17 protein-coding genes are annotated in these 17496 nt (G+C 65.9%); 7 read left to right on the top strand and 10 right to left on the bottom strand.

Annotation, left to right across the window (positions count from 1 at the left end; translation table 11 throughout):
* The first annotated feature begins 132 nt into the window (after nucleotides 1-132).
* The 4 genes from ACEWX3_RS00315 to ACEWX3_RS00300 all read left to right on the top strand — a co-directional run bounded on the left by ACEWX3_RS00315 (nucleotide 133) and on the right by ACEWX3_RS00300 (nucleotide 3396).
* Entirely contained in the window at nucleotides 133-684 is a 552-nt protein-coding gene (locus ACEWX3_RS00315; RefSeq protein ID WP_374158387.1) for a YaeQ family protein, read from the top strand.
* Between the two features lie 388 nt (nucleotides 685-1072).
* A complete protein-coding gene (locus ACEWX3_RS00310) occupies nucleotides 1073-2278 on the top strand; it encodes an FAD-dependent monooxygenase (protein WP_374158386.1) in 1206 nt (401 codons plus the stop codon).
* Nucleotides 2265-2882: a TetR family transcriptional regulator gene (locus tag ACEWX3_RS00305; RefSeq protein ID WP_374158385.1), complete on the top strand. Its 618-nt coding sequence runs from the start codon at nucleotides 2265-2267 to the stop codon at nucleotides 2880-2882. Before ACEWX3_RS00310 ends, ACEWX3_RS00305 begins: the two co-directional genes overlap by 14 nt.
* Before the next feature lie 88 nt (nucleotides 2883-2970).
* Nucleotides 2971-3396: an NUDIX domain-containing protein gene (locus tag ACEWX3_RS00300; protein WP_207066229.1), complete on the top strand. Its 426-nt coding sequence runs from the start codon at nucleotides 2971-2973 to the stop codon at nucleotides 3394-3396.
* A 220-nt stretch (nucleotides 3397-3616) separates the two neighbouring features.
* Here the strand turns inward: ACEWX3_RS00300 and ACEWX3_RS00295 are convergent, their stop codons facing one another.
* From ACEWX3_RS00295 to ACEWX3_RS00260, 8 genes are all read right to left on the bottom strand, one after another.
* Entirely contained in the window at nucleotides 3617-4030 is a 414-nt protein-coding gene (locus ACEWX3_RS00295) for a cupin domain-containing protein (RefSeq protein ID WP_374158384.1), read from the bottom strand.
* A 17-nt stretch (nucleotides 4031-4047) separates the two neighbouring features.
* The gene (locus ACEWX3_RS00290; protein WP_374158383.1) at nucleotides 4048-4770 is read right to left on the bottom strand and encodes an SDR family NAD(P)-dependent oxidoreductase; all 723 of its coding nucleotides are present in this window, start codon (nucleotides 4768-4770) and stop codon (nucleotides 4048-4050) included.
* Between the two features lie 13 nt (nucleotides 4771-4783).
* Nucleotides 4784-5395: a sigma-70 family RNA polymerase sigma factor gene (locus ACEWX3_RS00285; protein WP_207066232.1), complete on the bottom strand. Its 612-nt coding sequence runs from the start codon at nucleotides 5393-5395 to the stop codon at nucleotides 4784-4786.
* Nucleotides 5396-5569: 174 nt separating this feature from the next.
* The gene (locus ACEWX3_RS00280) at nucleotides 5570-8359 is read right to left on the bottom strand and encodes an AAA family ATPase (RefSeq protein WP_374158382.1); all 2790 of its coding nucleotides are present in this window, start codon (nucleotides 8357-8359) and stop codon (nucleotides 5570-5572) included.
* A gap of 129 nt (nucleotides 8360-8488) precedes the next feature.
* The gene (locus tag ACEWX3_RS00275) at nucleotides 8489-9244 is read right to left on the bottom strand and encodes an SDR family oxidoreductase (protein ID WP_207085986.1); all 756 of its coding nucleotides are present in this window, start codon (nucleotides 9242-9244) and stop codon (nucleotides 8489-8491) included.
* Nucleotides 9245-9474: 230 nt separating this feature from the next.
* On the bottom strand, nucleotides 9475-10890 hold the full coding sequence (locus ACEWX3_RS00270) for an NAD(P)/FAD-dependent oxidoreductase (RefSeq protein WP_374158381.1): 1416 nt from the start codon (nucleotides 10888-10890) through the stop codon (nucleotides 9475-9477).
* Between the two features lie 82 nt (nucleotides 10891-10972).
* On the bottom strand, nucleotides 10973-11692 hold the full coding sequence (locus ACEWX3_RS00265; protein WP_374158380.1) for a TetR/AcrR family transcriptional regulator: 720 nt from the start codon (nucleotides 11690-11692) through the stop codon (nucleotides 10973-10975).
* Between the two features lie 217 nt (nucleotides 11693-11909).
* Nucleotides 11910-12473, bottom strand: coding sequence for a TetR/AcrR family transcriptional regulator C-terminal ligand-binding domain-containing protein (locus tag ACEWX3_RS00260; protein ID WP_374158379.1), 564 nt, complete (start codon nucleotides 12471-12473; stop codon nucleotides 11910-11912).
* 87 nt (nucleotides 12474-12560) lie between these two features.
* On the opposite strand from ACEWX3_RS00260, the gene ACEWX3_RS00255 reads away from it, so the two are divergent.
* Both ACEWX3_RS00255 and ACEWX3_RS00250 read left to right on the top strand, forming a co-directional pair.
* On the top strand, nucleotides 12561-13574 hold the full coding sequence (locus tag ACEWX3_RS00255) for an alpha/beta hydrolase (protein ID WP_374158378.1): 1014 nt from the start codon (nucleotides 12561-12563) through the stop codon (nucleotides 13572-13574).
* A 58-nt stretch (nucleotides 13575-13632) separates the two neighbouring features.
* Complete coding sequence (locus ACEWX3_RS00250) at nucleotides 13633-14946, top strand: MFS transporter (RefSeq protein WP_374158377.1); 1314 nt, start codon at nucleotides 13633-13635, stop codon at nucleotides 14944-14946.
* Nucleotides 14947-15152: 206 nt separating this feature from the next.
* Here the strand turns inward: ACEWX3_RS00250 and ACEWX3_RS00245 are convergent, their stop codons facing one another.
* Complete coding sequence (locus tag ACEWX3_RS00245; protein WP_374158376.1) at nucleotides 15153-15416, bottom strand: hypothetical protein; 264 nt, start codon at nucleotides 15414-15416, stop codon at nucleotides 15153-15155.
* 1003 nt (nucleotides 15417-16419) lie between these two features.
* Nucleotides 16420-16860: a pyridoxamine 5'-phosphate oxidase family protein gene (locus ACEWX3_RS00240; protein ID WP_152519383.1), complete on the bottom strand. Its 441-nt coding sequence runs from the start codon at nucleotides 16858-16860 to the stop codon at nucleotides 16420-16422.
* A 134-nt stretch (nucleotides 16861-16994) separates the two neighbouring features.
* Between ACEWX3_RS00240 and ACEWX3_RS00235 the strand changes: the two genes are divergently transcribed.
* Nucleotides 16995-17363, top strand: a complete 369-nt coding sequence (locus ACEWX3_RS00235) for a hypothetical protein (protein ID WP_374158375.1) — start codon at nucleotides 16995-16997, stop codon at nucleotides 17361-17363.
* Nucleotides 17364-17496 lie beyond the last annotated feature (133 nt).

The following is a 17496-nucleotide window of genomic DNA, read 5'->3' as shown; positions in this document are numbered from 1 at the left end:
TCGGTGATGGCGCTTCGGACCCACACCGCCATTCTCCAGGAACCGGCGCCGATCTGACACCCGACGGCCCGCTGCAGCCATCACGGGCACCACCGACTGGTCGAGGGAAACCTCCAGGGTGGACACTGAGGCGTGGCCCTTTCCGCAACGGTGTTCAAGGTGGAACTCGGCGTCTCCGATATCGATCACGGTTACTACGCCGATCACTCGCTGACCGTCGCCCGTCACCCCAGTGAGACCGATGAGCGGATGGTATTGCGCTTGCTGGCATTTGGGCTGCGTGCGCACCGGTTGAGCGACGTCGACGGCGAGTTGACGTTCGGAGCGGGCCTGTCCACTCCTGGCGTACCGGACTTGCGACTCGCCGATTACACGGGCCGGATTCTGGAGTGGATCATCGTCGGCCAGCCCGATGAACGCGCCTTGAGCAAGGCGGCCGGCCAAGGCGAACAGGTGCTGCTGTTCCCCTTCGCAGCCGGAGTGCCCAGCTGGTGGCGCACCGTCGGCCCCAAAGTGGCGGGACTGTCGAATCTGTCCGTGGTGCAGATACCGCACGATCCGGTGCAGCGGCTGGCTGAGACTGTCGATCGGCGGATCGCGGCGCAGGTGATGGTGCTCGAAGGTCAGGTCACCATGACGGTGGGCGGAGTTGACGTCACCTTCACACCCGACCGATTGATGTGATGGTGACGTCGGCGATCCGCGCGACGTCGCCTGGCGAGTCATCGTTCCCGCCTCGGGCTGGCCTTCGAGGTGTCCGGTGTCCCATTCGGGGTGGGGCATCACGCAAGCCAGCGTGCATGCACTACAGCACAACCGGTCTTGGTGCGAGCACGATGCGCCCAGATGTGTTGTCCAGCTTGCGCAGCCGAGCGTAAGACCTCAACTTCGGTTCAGGTCAAGCGGCAGGCTGCATCAGTCAGCGGCGGCGACAGGCGATCCGGATCAGCATGGTTTGCCGGGTCGTAGCCATCGGGCCCGCTCGTCTAACAGGACCACTACGCCGACGGACCTAAAGTTACGCATCGCGCAATATTGCGTGCCCAGCAATAATTAGGTAGCGTTGCTAACCATGCCGAAGCCTTCAGTCTTGATTTCCGGTGCCAGTCTCGCCGGCCCTGCTACTGCGTACTGGCTCGTCCGAGGCGGTTTCGAGGTGGCCATCGTTGAGCAGGCCCCCGCCCTGCGCGCAGGCGGCAATGGTGTCGACATCCGGGGTGAAGCGCTGGACATCATCAACCGAATGGGCCTCAGTGCGGCCGTCCGGGCCCACGCGCTCAACACCCAAGGCATGCGATTCGTAGACAGCCGCGATCGTCAACGCGCACGCGTCACGACAGCCGGCCTGCATGCCATGGTGGGTTCCGAAGACATCGAAATCACCCGCGGAGATCTGGCGTCCCTGCTCAACGAGGCGACTCACGACGACGTCGAGTACCTGTTCGACGATGCAGTCACTGCCCTTGATCAAGACCGTGACGGAGTCGACGTGACCTTCCGCGGCGGGTCTCAGCGACGCTTCGATCTGGTAGTCGGCGCTGACGGAATCCATTCCGGCGTAAGACGTCTGGCGTTCGGGCCGGAAGAGAGTTTCCGTGTCTTCAAACACCACTATTACGCAGTCGCCAGCGCCGATCTTGCTGTGGGCGAGAGCCTTTGGACCACGTTCTACAACGAGCCCGGCCGGTCGGCAGCCGTGTTCCGCGCTGAGACCGGGCAGGGGCTGATGAACTTCATGTTCCACAGCAAGTACCCGCTGAGCTATGACTACCGCGATATCGCCGCGCAGCGGCGGCTGCTTCGGGAGGCGTTCGCCGGGATGGGATGGTATGTCCCCCAGATGCTCGCTGCCGCCGATGCCGCCGGGGATTTCTACTTCGACGCCCTGGACCAAGTGCAGATGCCGTCCTGGTCGAAGGGACGCGTCGTCCTGGTCGGCGATGCCGCCTACTGCGCATCACCGGCCTCGGGCGCCGGCGCACTACTGGCGCTGGCCGGCGCGTACCGACTCGCCGGCGAGATAGCTGCGGGCGGCCCGATCACCGCAGCATTGGACCGCTACGAAGCGGCCCAACGCCCTCTGGTCGCACAGAAGCAGTCCGGACTCTTCACCAACATCTCGGTACCGAGGACTCGACTCGGTATCCTCGCCCGGAACATGCTGCTGTCCACCCGCCTGACGTCCTACCTGTTGGGTCACCAATCGGACACGCCACGTACCCTGCGCGAGTACGCCTTTGCCCACAGCAACGAAAATTCACCCCATGACCGCCCCTGAGCATGACGACGGCCTCGGACTGCGCGAACGCAAGAAACGCCACACCCGCGCCCAGCTCAGTTCCATCGCACTGCGGCTGGCAGTCGAACGGGGAATCGCGCACGTCCGCGTCGAGGACATCGCCGCGGAGGCAGGAATCTCGCCACGCACGTTCAACAACTATTTTCCCAGTAAAGAGGCCGCCATCGTCAGCGTCGCGACCTTTCGCGCCGAAAACTTCTGTTCAGCCCTGCGCGCGAGGCCAGCCCACGAATCCCTCCACGATGCGCTCACTGCTGCCGTGCTCGAGCTGTTCCCCGGCGAACCCGACCGCGACTGGATCGCTCGGTCACAGCTGATCCGCAACGAACCATCCCTGTTCGCCGAAGAGCGAAAATCCGATGCCCACGTCGAACAGGCCATCGCCGCCGAAATCGCCACCCGCACCAGCTCAGACCCAGCAGAACTCAAACCCCGCCTGACGGCTGCCCTGGTCGTCGCCGCCATCCACACCGCAGTCCGCTACTGGCTCGACACCCCCGCAGTCGGCACCCTGCGTGAGGCACTGACGGCGTCGATGCAGGAATTCCACCTTCCCGAGATACCTCCCACCAAGCCGAATTGACTGACGCTCATCCGTTTACAGGTTCTGGTTCTCCTGGCTCGACCAAGCGTGGGGTCAAACTGCTGGTCCTGCCGTAACGTACGGCACCATGCGCGGGGCGAATGCGGGAAATCCGGAGTCGACGATTCGGGTCAGTGCTGTCGTTCTTCGCGACGACCGTGGCGGTGTGCTCACGGTTCGCAAACGGAACACGAATCGTTTCATGCTCCCTGGTGGTAAACCCGAGGCCGGTGAGTCCTCGACAGCTGCGGCGATTCGTGAGGTGGCCGAAGAGCTTGCCGTGGAGCTGGATGTAGCACGGTTGACGTTGCTCGGTGTGTTCACCGCCGAGGCTGCCAATGAGCCCGGCCGCATGGTTGAGGCGACCGTGTACACGCACCCGTGGGTGGCTGTGCGTGGGGCTGCCGCTGAGATCGAGGAATTGCGCTGGCAACCGGTGCGGCAATGCCCCTACCCCGGCGACTTGGCGCCGCTGCTCGTTGATCACGTCCTTCCGGCAATGTCGGGACGCTGAAGCGGCGCTCACCCATAGCGGCACCGGCAAATGGGGGCACGCGCGCATCTGCCGGTCCCGGCGGCCTGCCATGCCGCCCTCGGCCGCAACGGGTTCCGCTTGGTCCCTGCCATGTGGGACTCCTGAGGACCGCGGCGCCCAGTTCAGGGGTTTCGAGAGCCTGTCGGAACCCCTGAGCTAAGCCACGTGAGTTCTCCCTGAGGGCAGCCCACGGCCGGCACTACTCCTCGGGCGAGACTCGCAGGTGCTTGCGGGCGTCGAGCTCGTCGTCGTCGACCAGTACGAGCATGGGTTCGCCCGGAGCGCACAGCATCGTGACGGTGAAGCGGCATCTCATGTCGTCGCGGTTGTTGGCGTCCGAGTAATGGATCACGTCGCCGCCGGGTTCCCAGAAGGCTTGCCCTGCCCGTACCACCCGGGGTGGCTGGCCTTCGACTTCGAAGAGCATTTCGCCCTCCAGCACCAGGCCGAATGCCGGCCCGCCAGGATGGCGGTGTGGCGGGGCGCCGGGGCTGCCCGGCGGGTAGTCCACGACAACGGTCATGGCGTGCGCACCGGACGGGATGAACGGGGGCGTCACCTCCTGCAGAACCGTCAGCGCGTCCTCCCAGGAGGGATCGTATCGAGTGACCATGTCTTCCTTCGGGTATCTCAGATGGCGCTGCCGCCACCGTCGGCGTGCAGCACCGAGCCGGTGATGAATGTGGCGCGCGGCGAGGCGAGGAACAGCACGGCCTGGGCGATCTCGTCGGGGCTGGCCGTGCGTCCCAGGGGCAGTGAGCGCCCCAGTTGTTCGTTGGTTTCGCCCCACTCTGCCTCGACGCCTTCGGTTCTGGTCGGCCCCGGGGCGACGCTGTTCACCCGGATTCCTGACGGACCGAACTCGGCCGCCCAGGTTCGGGTGAGGGATTCCAGAGCCGCCTTGGATGCGCTGTAGGCACCGGCCCCGGGTACGCCTTTGGACGCGACCATTGTGGTGACGTTGATGATGCTGCCGTGCCCTCGGTCGAGCATGCCGGGCACGAGGCCGGCAGCCAGAAAGTAGGCGCCGCGGACGTTGGTGTCGAATGTCGTCTCGAACGAGTCGAGTTGCTGGTCCAGGGTCAGCGCTGCCGGGAAGCTCGCGGCGTTGTTGACGAGGATGTCGACCGCACCGGCGTGCCGCACCAGTGCCCACACCGACTCCACGTCGGCCAGGTCGGCTCGCAGGAATCGGACGGCAGCGCCGATCTCCGCGGCCGCGGCGGCACCGCGGGCCGCGTCACGCCCGGTGATGGCGACGGTGGCGCCCTCACGGGCGAACAGGCGCGCACAAGCCAGTCCGATGCCCGCTGTCCCGCCGGTGATCAGGGCAGTCTTGTTCGAAAGTTCCACTGGGATCCTCCACTCAGGCGACGACGGGCGCGGTCACGGATTCGATACGGAAGTGAGCCCGGTGGGCCAGCGCGAGGCGCAGCCGCTTGCGGGCGCGGAAGACCCGCGACATCACGGTTCCGGCCGGAATTCCGAGTATTTCGGCGGTTTCGGCGTAGGTGTAACCCTCGACATCGGCGTAGTACAGGACTTCGGCGAAGCCGTCGGGTAGGGCGCGCATTGCCGCCTTGATGTCGGCGTCGGGCAGTGATTCGAGTATCTCGGTTTCGGCCGATCGGCCGCTACCGGGCAGGTAGGACGCCGTAGCGGCCAGGTCGCGCTCGTCGACACTGTCCGTCAGCACCTCGGCGACCCGTGCCTGCTTCGCGCGGTAGCCACTGACCCACCGGTTGTAGAGGCAACGGAACAACCACGCCTTGAGGTTGGTGCCTGCTTCGAAGGTGTGGAAGCCGGTGTACGCCCGCAACAGGGTGTCCTGCAGGAGGTCCTCGGCATCGGCCTCACACCGAGTGAGCCGCCGGGCCCGGCGGGTGAGGACGTCGATGAGTGGCTCGACCTCCCTCGCGAATCCAATGGCGAGGGCAGGGTCGGGCGTCGTCGCGGTGGGCAGATAGGTGACGGTCATGATCGGGTCTCCTCATTTCCGGCTGCTGTCGTATTTCACGATCGCGGCAGCGCGGCCGATGCGGACCCTTGGTTGTCCGTAGTGGCGTATCGAGGGTCCGTAGGTGTTGGCGGAGAGTCCGCTGCCCAGGGGTGCGTGACGCACGGAGAACCCGGCGACGGTGCCCGGATGGGCTCAGAAGGACAATGCGCGCAGTTGCCGGCGCGAGGTCACTCCCAGCTTGGGAAAGACCTTCCGAAGATGCCATTCCACGGTGTGGGAGCTGATGAACAGTTGGGCGCCGATTTCTTGGTTGGTCAGTCCCTCGGCGGCCAGACGGGCGATCTGCGCCTCCTGGGCAGTCAGCTCCCCGCCCGTGCGCGTCTGCTGCCGGCGGACCTTCTCGCCGGTGGCCGCCAACTCGCGGCGGGCCCGTTCTGCGAATCCCTGCGCGCCCATCCGGTCGAAAGCATCGTGCGCCGCGGCGAGCTCGCGTCGAGCGTCGGTGCGCCGATTCGCCCGCCGCAACCATTCGCCGTACAGCAGCCGCGTCCGGGCCAGGTGCACTGCGATGGGGGTGCGGCTCAGCCGCTCGACGGCTTCGGTGAACAGCCCGTCGGCGGTGTCGTCGGCTGCCCGCATTGCCTGTGCACTCGCCAAAACTCCTAAGCCCCAGTCGGTTCCGCTGACTCCTGCACTGTCCTCGAGGCGAGCGACCGCTTCCTTCGCCGCGTTGTCTTCTCCGCTGCGGGTGGCGGCCTCCACCAGTTCGTACAGGCACCAGCCGTGGAAACCCAGGTCCAGATGGTTGCACGCGACGCGGGCGGCGGCGAACGCCTCGTCGTAGCGGGCCAGGCCGTTGTTCAGCACGGCGGAGGCGTAACGGGTGAGGCCGTGTAGTCGTCCCTCACCGCGGAGAGTGCCGTCGTCGGCGGCGGTGTCGACGAGGTGGCCGGCGGTCGCGGAGTCGCCACGCCATGCGGCCAGCAACACCGAGTGGTAGCGCACCGGCGACCTACCAGCGGTTGCCTCGGTGATCGAGGCGGCCTCGCCGAGTAGCTGCCCGGCCTGGGCGAACTCTCCTGAGAGCAGGTGCACTCCGGCGCGGTAGGTCAGCGCGCGCGGCAGGCCGGCGAGCGCACCCGTGTCGCGCGCATGGTTCACCGCGGTGGTCGACAGGTGCCGCACGGTCTGTTCGTCCCACAGTTCGTGGGCGGCCGATTCCTGCAGGATCGGAAAGCCGGGCACCCGCAACCACCGCCCGACGGCGGGCGGGTCTGTGTCAGCCTGGTGGCGCATCCCGGCAAGGGCCGCGCGCAACGTGTCGGCGCCGGCTCGGAGACCGCCGGTGATTCGCTGCGCCATGCCTTTCAACAAGAGGTCGACGGGTCGCAGGTCTCCGGCAGTATGGGCGAGGGCGGCGAGCGCGGCCTCGGCGACCTGCTGGAGGGCGACCGGGTCGGCGAGGCGGCCGGCGTAGATCAGGGCTGCTATCGACTCGAGGTAGCATTCCCGCGAGCTGTAGTCGTCGACGCGTTCGAGCCTTCGGGCAGCATCGAGCAGTGCCGCCGCGGTCTCGGCGACCCGCGGGGCGCCCGTCTCACCGGATCGGCTGCCTACGAAGTCCATCTGGGCTCGGAGCCTCGCCACCTGTGCCTGCTGCAGCGGCGAGACATCGCTGGTCTCGGCGATGGACAACAACGCGTGGGCAGCTGAGGCGTCGGCCGCATCGCGCTTGGCCTGTGCCGCGGCCAGAGCCCGGGTGCCTCGCATCCCAGGGTCTGCCGTCAACGCCGTCGCGCGTTCCAGAAATGTCGCCGCCGCAGCAACTCCGCCCCGCTGCTGAGCGCGCTGCGCCGAACGTTCGAGGTCGGCGGCGATCGTCTCGTCGGGACCAGCGGCGGCCTGCGCCGCATGCCACGCCCGACGGTCCGGATCTGTCATGGCGTCCGTCGCATCACCCAAGGCGCGGTGGGCCGCCCTGCGGTCAGCCAGATCTGCCGCCCGGTAGGCGGCGGATCGAATCAGCGGATGACGAAACCGCATCTGGGGACCGAAGACGATCAGACCGTCCGCCTCAGCAGGGGCCAGAGCATCGATGGACACTCCCAATTGTGCGGCCGCGCCGAGGAACAACCCGGCATCGCCGATGGGCTCGGCCGCGGCGACGAGCAACAGCAGTTGCGTCTTCTCGGGAAGTGCCTGAATCCGGCGCACAAAACCCTTCTCGACAGCCGCCGGCGAGGAGCGCTTCCCCGAAATCCAGAAGCCACCCGACAGTTCCGCGGCAGAGATGCTTCTGGGCACCTCGAGAATTGCCAGCGGCAGGCCGCGGGTCTCGGCGACGATCCGGTCACGCACGCGCGGATCCATGCCACCCACCATCACCGATTCGAGCAACTCCCTCGCGTCGGCGTCCGACAGGCCGCTGACGGTCAACTCTGGCAGTCCCTGCAACAACTCGGGGCTGTCCCGCACAGCGAATACCAGTGCGACCGGTTCAGCAAGCAGGCGCCGGGCCACGAATGCCAGGGTTTGCACCGTCACCTGATCCAGCCATTGGGCATCGTCGATGACGCACACCAGCGGCCGGGCCGCGGCGGCCGCGGCCAGCAGACTCAACACCGCCAACCCCACCAGGAAGCGGTCGGGCGGGGCGCCGACCTCCCGACCGAACGCCACCTCGAGCGCGTGACGCTGCGGCTCGGCCAGGACGTCCAGGTGCGCGAGCATCGGTGCACACAGTTGCTGCAGGCCGGCGTAGGCGAGCTCCATGTCGGACTCGACGCCCGCGATCTGCACGAGGTGGTGGTCGCGGGCACGCTCGACGAGGTAGTCGAGCAGGGCGGTCTTGCCTGCGCCGGCCTCGCCGCGCAGAACCAGCACCTGCGAGCTACCCGGTCCGACACCTGCGATGAGGTCATCGAGGGTCTTGCGCTCGGCCTCGCGACCGCGAAGAGGCACTTCCCGACCCCGGGTCGACATTCGCATCACCGCGCCCGCTGTGCGTGGACCTCGCCGTCACCCTTGCCGCGGGCTGGTCCGGTCTTGATGTGGCGGTGTGCAGTCTAACCCGCCCCACTGCGCGCTCGTGCGGCCACGGACGCCGCCGCCTCAGCCCCGGGCTGCTGCCCTGACGATCCAGTCCTCGAACCGCGTGGCGAAGAGGCGGGCCGCCGGGCCGGGCAACAGGGTGCGTTCTCCGAGTTCGATACCCCAGTACTTGGCCTCGGGGTCGGCCACCACGGCGCGGCTGTCGCCGACGGCGGTCAACGCCGTGCGCAACAGGTCGGGCAGCAGGACCGCTGTCGGACCCCCGATCTCGACCACGCCGTTGACCGGCTCCTCGACCGCAGCGCCGGCGACGCCTTCGGCGACGTCCGCGGCAGCCATCGGTTGGAAGTAGGCCGGTGGCATCCGCACTGTGTCATCCACGGTGGCCGAGTCGGCAAGGGTGTTCAGAAACTCGAAGAACTGCGTCGCGTGCACGATCGTGTATGGGATCGGCCCTTCGGCAATCAGGTTCTCCTGGAGCAGCTTCGCGTCGAAGTAGCCGCTCTGCGCAGCCAACTGGTCGGTACCGACGACGGACAGCGCAACGTGATGGGCCACACCGGCGCTCTCCTCCGCGGCGAGCAGATTGGTCGTCGCGGTCTGGAAGAACTCCCGCGCAGCGTCATCGAGTGTCGGCGAGTTCGAGACGTCGACGACGACGTCCGCCCCGGACAACACCTGAGCCAGGCCTTCCCCGGTGTAGGCGTTGACGCCCGTCGACGGGGCTGCGGGGGTGACGTCATGACCACGTTCGGTCAGCGTCTCCACCAACTTCGAGCCGATGAGCCCGGTTCCGCCTATGACAACGATCTTCATGGTGAGCCTTCCTTGTCGCTACGACACTGCTTCGACTCCCAAGAACCGCCGGCAGCTGTCCAACTCATCCCCACGAAGCAAGAGGCTTGCCACGGCAAAGGCTGATCGTGTCCGGACCGACCTACCCCTCGTCGACGACGAACGTGACCGTCTCGTCCATCGCTGCGCGACCCGTGCAGGTGTGGTTCACGCTTTCGATGCTGCTGGCAGCCGAGTTCGAGGGCAGAATGTCAACTCGCCGCGAGCAACGGGTTCCAGACCTGGCTGAGTGACGGATGAGGCGCGACCACGTGGCGCAGCACCGACAGCGGGACCTCGCCGACCACGGCAACGGTCGCCGCCTGTACGAGTTCCGCGACATCCGGTCCGACGAACGTGGCTCCCAGAAGCGTGTCGCGGTCCGCGTCGATCACCAGCTTCCCCTCGGCGTCGAAGCCGTCGCGGAGTATCGACAGCTCTGCGAGCTCTCCGGGGTAGTGCGCGTTGCGCGTCGTCACGGTGAATCCTGCTGCGCGCGCGACTGCTTCGGTATAGCCGACCTCCACCACCTGCGGATCTGTGAAGATGATCTGTGCCAGGCGGCCGGTGTCTCGTGCGGTCGACTCCGGACCGTCGGCTCCGGCGCCCCGCGCGCGGCTTGCCACGATATCTGCCACGATGCCGGCGTGGTACTGGGAAACATGCGACAGCAGTGCCCGACCGGTCGTATCACCGATCGCGTAGAGCCACTTGCCGTCGACCCCGGTCGCCGTGAGGTGGTCATCGACCGCGACGAAGCCTCCCACGGGCAGGCCGACGGTCTCCAGCCCCAAGTCCCCGGTGTTGACCGAACGGCCGGTGGCGACGACGATTTCGTCGGCTCTGAGGTCGGTATCAGTCGTGGTGACGCTGACACCACCGGAATCATTTCGCGCAACCGATGTCACCGTGGAGTCGAAATGAATCTCGACGCCGCGATCCTGCAGCGCGCGCGCGACACGCGCACCGACGAAGGGTTCGGAACCCCGCAGCAGTGCGGGCCCACGCACCAGCAGGGTGACGTCGCTTCCGAGCCCGGACAGGATCGTCGCGCTCTCCACACCGACGACTCCGCCGCCGAAAACGATGCTCCTGGCAGGAACGCCGGTCATGGTCGCAAGATCTCGATTGGTCCACGGCGCCGCAGACCTCAACCCGTCGAGGTCAGGGACAAAAGGGCTTGTTCCGGTGGCGAGTATGACGGCGTTGGTGGCGTACAGGCGATGCTGCGAGCCATCGGGTTCGACGACCGCCACCGTGCGCTCCCCGTGGAGGCGACCTCGACCGTGAACGACCTCGATGCCGTTCTGCCTCAGGTTGGCGACAATGTCGCGATCGGTGAGGTGATCGACGATGACGTCTCTCTTGTTCAACACGGCTTCGACGTCCACATTCTGGCTCGTCACGACCTCCCGCACTCCGGGAACCGCTCTGGCGAGCTGGAGGACCTCGATGGGTCGGATCAGCGTCTTGGTTGGATTGCATGCCCAGTAGTGGCATTCCCCGCCGACCAGTCGGTCTTCGATGAGGGCGACGGCGAGCCCGTGGGCTGCGAGGCGAACAGCCGCAGTCACACCGCCCGGGCCGCCGCCGACCACCACCGCGTCGAATCGGTCGGCACCGCTCATGGCTTCTCCTCGACAATCGTTACTTCACTGCAGATTTCGGTTCATGTGAAAGGTCTGGAACACATGCGATGACCGCGCTTGTTCAAGCGCTCCTCGCCCTTCTCGCTTCGCCCGGACGGGGAGGTCCGGTGAGTGCCGCGTCGGCGACTCCCCGAAGGGCTCGCCGCAACGGCGCCACGTCGCCGGTCGCATTGGACAGCAGCACGCCGCCCTGGTAGGCCGCGAGCAAAGCGGAGGCCAACGCGCCGGCATCCGTACCCTTGTTCAGGCCTCCGGACTCATCCACACGTTGAAGTCCGGCCTCCAGCAGCTGTTCCCATCGTGCGAAACCGGCGACCAATGCCCGGCGGGCTGCCACATCGTCATCCCGGAGTTGGTGGATCAGCGACCCGATGGGGCAGCGAATGGACGTCGTGGACGCGGCGTGAAAGGTGACGACCTCGTCGCACCAGGCGTAGACGTCGGCCGCTGTCGACATCGCCTCGAACGTCGGGGTGAGGCCGGCAACGACACGGTCGACCTGAACGGCGACCACCTCGGCGATGAGATCGGACTTGTCGACGAAGAAGTGATAGAGCTGACTGCGTCCGACGCCGGCGGAAGCGCTGATCTCGTCGAGCGAGGTGGACTGAATGCCCTGCGTACCGAAGAGATCACAGGCGGCGTCGATGATTCGCCCGACGGTCGCGCGACCGCGGTCCGTAGTCGGTGTCGCTTTGATGGTCGCCTCCTCGATCCGCTGGCTGAAGGCTGCTGTACTGAATAGTACATTCCTTGTATCGCCCAGTACAGTTTGGGCCACCAGGCGTCACTTGCCGTCTCCCACCAGGACCTGGAGGTGAGCACCGGCAACGGATAGCGTGGTGCGTTCAACGCCAAGGCTTCCGATGGCCCGGCCGCATGATTAGGCGCCGGTGTACACATACCCGTGGGTGGCAGTGCATGAGGCTGCCGCCGAGATCGAGGCGTTGCGCGGATGTCTGCCAGGCGTCGCCGCTCGGCCAGCTCGTGTGCGCTTCTCAACGAACCATCGCGAGCACATCACGGACCAGCCGTCGTGCGTACTCCTGATCGACATCGAGCGCGAAAGCGACGTGGTGATAGAGCGGAGCGATGACGTGGTCGAGGATCTGTGAGACCGTCGGCGTGGTCTCGCCGCGCTCATGGGCTCGGCGGACCATCTCCGACGCCTGCTCGCGCCGCGTCTCCATGACGGGGCAGCTCGACACGAGGTCCACCCGAGCCGATACCATCGCGCGCAGATAGCGGGTTCGCTTCGGGCGGGTGATGTCGCGGGTGATGACGACAGCCCATTCCGTGAGGTCCTGTTCGAGCGATCCGGTGTCGGGGGCCGAGTCGCCATCGCGGGTCAGGGCGGCGACCGCGACCTCCTCGAGGAGTGCATTGACGTCGCGCCAACGTCGGTACAACGTCGTCGGGTTGACCCCGGCCCGTTCGGCAATGACGGGAAAGCTGATCTTGGTGGCGCCCTCCCCCATGAGCTCTCCGACTGAGGAATAGATCGCGCCCAACACCCGACTGGACCGTCTTTCGGGGCGACTCGAGATTTCACGGTCAGACATCCACCAAGTTTACGCAATATTCTTTGCTTTTCTCGAGCCAGCCTGCTTACAGTAAAAGCAAAGATCATTGCTTTTGACGGGAGTCTCATGTCCGGCAGCTTGGCCTCACACACCTTCACCACGTCTCGGCACACGACGCACTTCCTCGAGTGCGGGCCCGCCGACGGTCCCCTGATGATCTTCGTCCACGGCTGGCCCAGCATCGGACTGATGTGGCGTGCTCAACTGGAAGCGTTCGCCGCTGACGGTTGGCGCTGCGTCGCTCCTGACCTTCGCGGCTACGGCGGATCCGCCACACCCGCAGCCACCGACGCTTACACCATCGAAGACGTCGTGACCGACATGGCAGAGTTCCACGATCATCTCGGGAGCAAGCCAGCAATCTGGGTTGGCCACGATTGGGGCAGTGTCGTCGTCGGCGATCTCACCGCACACCAGCCCGGGCGTAGTCGCGGCGTCGTCCTGACCTCGCTGGCCTACCACCCGCAGGGGCACGCCCTGGCAACAGTCGTCCCACTCGTCGACCGGACCATATATCCGGCCGATCAATACCCCGACGGGCAATGGGACTACTACCGCTACTACACAACCCACTTCGAATCGGCCGTTGCCGATCTGGATGCCGACACGGCAGCATCACTGGCGTCGATCTTCCGGCCGGGCGACCCTGCGGGCGTCGGGGCCATCTCGCCGAACGCATTGGTCTCACGCAACGGCGGGCGATTCGGGGCCGCGCACCAAGCTCCACCGACCGACCCCGATCCGACTCTCTGGCCGCCGGCAGACTTCGAGGTGTTGGTACGGGCGTTCAAAGTTCACGGCTTCGGTCCGGGCTGCGCGTGGTACCTCAATGACGATGCCGCTCTCGCCTACGCGCGCGAGGCACCCGATGACGGCCGCCTGTCCCAGCCGGTGCTGTTCATCAACGGCGACTTCGATCAGATCTGCAGCATCACCGGCAACCGCCAGGGGGATCCGATGCGCGCGGCGTGCGCAGACCTCACAGTGGTGAGCATGCCCGCCGGACATTGGCTGCCCCTCGAGCTCAAGGCGTGCCACATCGAGGCCATCCGCGTCTGGATCCGAGACAAAAATCTCTGACGTTGTGGCCGTTCCGCCGGATCACCCGAGGACGGTGTCGGCGCGGCGGATCGGAATCATGTTGGGAGCGTTGGTCGCTCCGGTCTCCGTCGCCGTCGGAGCACCGTCGGTGGCCCTGCCCTCGATCTCCTCGGCGTTGGGAGTGTCGTTCGCGGCCACCGAGTGGATCATCTCGGTGTGGTCGCTTGGATCGGCGGTGGCGATGCCGCTGGGTGGTTACTTTGCGCAACGGTGGGGGCTCCGCACGACGCTGGGATTCTCGGTGGTGGCCATCGCGGCCGGTTCGATCCTGGCGGCCGCCGCGCCGGCCCTCACCCTCGTCGTAATCGGTCGACTGCTAGGCGGCCTGGGTGCCGGCGGCATGATCATCTGCGTATACGCCTGCATCGCCCAGGTACTGGATCGACGGGGTCGAGTCCGCGCTCTGGCAGCGGTGGCGGTATGCCAGGCCACCGCGTCGGGCAGCGGCACCCTGATCGGCGGCCTGCTCACTGCCCATCTGGGTTGGCGTGCACCGATGGCGGTGCCCGCGCTGGCGCTGGTGATGCTCGCCCCCGCACTACGGCTGACCCCCGGTGGCGCCGACCGTCGCCAACACCTGGACGTCACCGGAGCAATGTTGCTGTGTGTGGTCGCTGCTGCGATCATCGCGCTCCTGCACAGCACGTCTGCGGACCTCGCCCCTGCTGGGCTGCTCACGATGGGTGGGGCCGCGATCTGTGCGGTGGTAGCGCTCGTCTTCCACATGCGTCGCCACCCGTGTGGATTCGTACCGCGTAGCGTCGTGACCGCACCGGGAGTACTGTCGGGGGCCACCGCGGGCCTGACTCTGTTCGCCGGGTACTTCGCAATGCTGAGCGCCGCTCCCGAACTATTGGCCAGACAACAGATTTCGGCGTTGCATGCCGGTTCCGTCCTGCTGCCCGCGGCGCTGTGCGGGGTACTGACCGGCCCTCTTCTCGCCGCACTGTGGCGCCGCCGCCAGCCACTCTGGCAGACCACTGCGCTTCTGGGCTTGCTCACAGCGGCGGCTGCCTCGCTGACCGGCTGGCGCCCCCTGCCGGTATTCGTAGCTACCGGGGTCGCGATGGCCGCCGTCGGGTTCGCCGCCGCACAAGTCATCCTGGTGAGCCGCGTCCCCGAGCTGGTACCACCTGGCGACCGCGCCATCGCCGAAGGACTGTTCAACTTCATGCTCTACGGCGGTGGCGCAATCGGTCCCGCCCTCGTCGGTGGTCTGTCGGCGGTATCGATGCCGCTGGCCTTGAGCGCTGTTGCCGCGTTGGCCCTGACCGGCACTGTGGTAAGCGCCGTGACCCGGTTGCGCTGCGATCCCGGTACGACGGCCAACACCGCAACACCCCCGGCCTAGCAGGCGAAAGGCTGCCGCCGCCGATTGCGGCGCTCCTTTGACGTCACCGGAGCAGTTGCACGATCAGCTCCCGATTCACGTTTCGCGTGGCGCCATCGAGGGCGCATGTCGAGTTGTCACGGCCCGCACGTCGCGATTCCCAAGCCTGACAGGACATCATGCCGAACCGCACTCGCGCCGGCGTACGGCTGCAATAGCAGGTGCACCTACAACGCTGCCAGGACAGTTCTCGAATCCAGGTCACGGTAGGCGGTCGCGAGTCGGATGTGGTTGGCGACGTTGATCTCCCAGCCGTAGTTCTCCAACGGTGTGGTCAACCAGCCGATGTAGAGGCACCAGGCGGCGGCGTAACGGTACTCGCGTTCCAGATCGGCGACGCTGGGTACGTCCTTGACGCCGGCGGCCCCATTCGCTACGAGCCGCAGTTCCTGGCAGACCTGCTGCCCGTACTGGAGGCCGGCCAGTTGCACGGCGAAATCGATGCAAGCGTCGACATCGCCACCGCTGCACGTGCGCTCAGCGGCATGTACACCGGCGTAATCTTCCGGTGGGACAGAGAACGATGATCGTCACCCCACCTGCAGGTTGGCACTAACGAAGCAATCGGACTTCTCTTATCGGGTATTCGGGCACGCGCATAATCGGTTACGTCAGCCGCGACAGCTCCCCGTCCCGTGGCCAGGTCGAGCACACATGACCCCTGGTCGAAGACGAGGCCACGAACAACCCCTTGGGGCACTGATCGACAACCCTCGATCACCGAGAGTTCACAGAGAGCTCGCGCCGAAACTCAGCGCAACAAACAACGGTCTGTGTGCTTTATGCATGCGCGCCGCGATTGAGATCGGTCGCCTTTCAATCGAAATTCTCCCTTCCATGCCCAATTGGACATCGTCTGGAAATTTCACTTGACAAGCCACAACAGTGGTGTGACTTCTCATGCTTGGTGACCAATTGCCTACCTCTGAAATGCGACGATGCTTCGTTTCTCACGACGTGACCAGCGAGATTTGTCCCACGTTCGTGACCAATGTGCAACCTATAAGCTTTACGCGAATCGAGTTACGGTTGAGCATTTTCGATTGGTCATCGGCCGCTCAGTAAAACGGGCCCGAACAGCGTTCCGTCGAAGTATGAATCTGTGAGTAGAGGGCTCAAGACGAACGCATCGAGGGACTCGCTGCTGTGCTCGGCATCCCCCAGTCTCACCCCGTGTCGCCGGTGCGCAGTCTCATCTGCGTGTCATGTTTCTGGACGGTCTTCGGTTCCTGCCTAGGGCGGAGCCGGAATGTGTGGGTTGCGCGGCCGCGCCGCTTGCCTCCTACCAGCGCGCGGGCGCAGGGACGTCCATCGACAGCGGGCGCTCATAGGACAGATCCGAGCGGTCGCGTGTGCCGACCAGATAGCCCTTTTCGGTGAAGAACGGCGATTGCAGGACGCGGGCGTCGGCGCGGACGTGGAGGTCCGCCGAGGCTATTCGTCGTCTGACGCCGAGTCGCCGTAGTCCCAAGACAGGGTTCGCGCGGGGGTCACGTAGATGTAGGTGGCACCCGGTCTCGGCGCTGTGGGCCACTCGGACTCCGGCACGCCGCGTGACCGGGCGCCGTGGCGTGCGAGCTCCAGCGTTTCAGCGGGCTCCCGAACGATGCGCGCGTGACCTTGGAACATCACCCCGCGGATATCCGCCATGGTTGAGCCGTCTTCGAGCATGACGCTCACGTTCGGATTGCGCTCTACGTTGGCCACTTTGCGCGTGCCATCTCGCACACCCATGACGACGTCACCGTCCATCCGAAAGTAGCCCAGCGGCACGGTGTGTGGGAACCCGTCCTTATCGATGGTGGTCAGGATCGCCCAGCCTGGACGGCTGTCGAGGAGCGCCGTGATTTCGTCGTCAGTCAGTTTGCGCGGCATGTGGCGAGGTTACTCGTGGGCCGCTTTCGCCCGCATTGCAGCGAAAGCTCTACGGCAGGCCCTCGCTGTCGGTCGGCCCCGGCAAGCCGCTCACTTGGCGGCTTTGGAGTTCTTCGAGGTCTAACGTTGGTGGAATGGGTTTGTTCAGCCATGAGGAGTTCCGAGACCTCGCCGCCCGCACTGCGGGCGGCGCAAGTGATGGGGTCGTCGAGAGGGCGCGCGGTGCTGAGGTGGAACAATTCGGGGCGGATGATCCTGTGGTGGTAGGTCCGGGGTTGCCGCCCGAGGATGGATCGTGCGGTCAATTCACGGTGCAGTTTCACGTGTCTACGTCACTGCTGATCGGGTTGAAACGTATCGCTGATATGCGCGGGGAGAGCGTGCCGGAGGTCTGCCGCCAGGTGATCGGTGTGTTTGTTGCCCAGCAGGATGGCGAATTGGGTGCGCTGCTTGCTGCTGAGTCCGAGGTGGCTGACTACCGGCCGAGTTTGGGCCACTCGTAGTTGAGTCCCGCTGCGGAAGGATTACGCGGACGGGGGCCATGAGGAGTTCCGGACTTCGCCGACCGCACTGCGGGCGGTCCTAGTGGTGCGCTGCACAAGTGCACTCCTGGTGCAGCGAAACCTGAGAAAGTGC

The organism is Mycobacterium sp. G7A2, from assembly GCF_041902445.1.
GTDB lineage: Bacteria > Actinomycetota > Actinomycetes > Mycobacteriales > Mycobacteriaceae > Mycobacterium.
The sequence above is the reverse complement of the archived record's forward strand: the minus strand, read 5'-3'. Positions and strand labels throughout refer to the sequence as shown.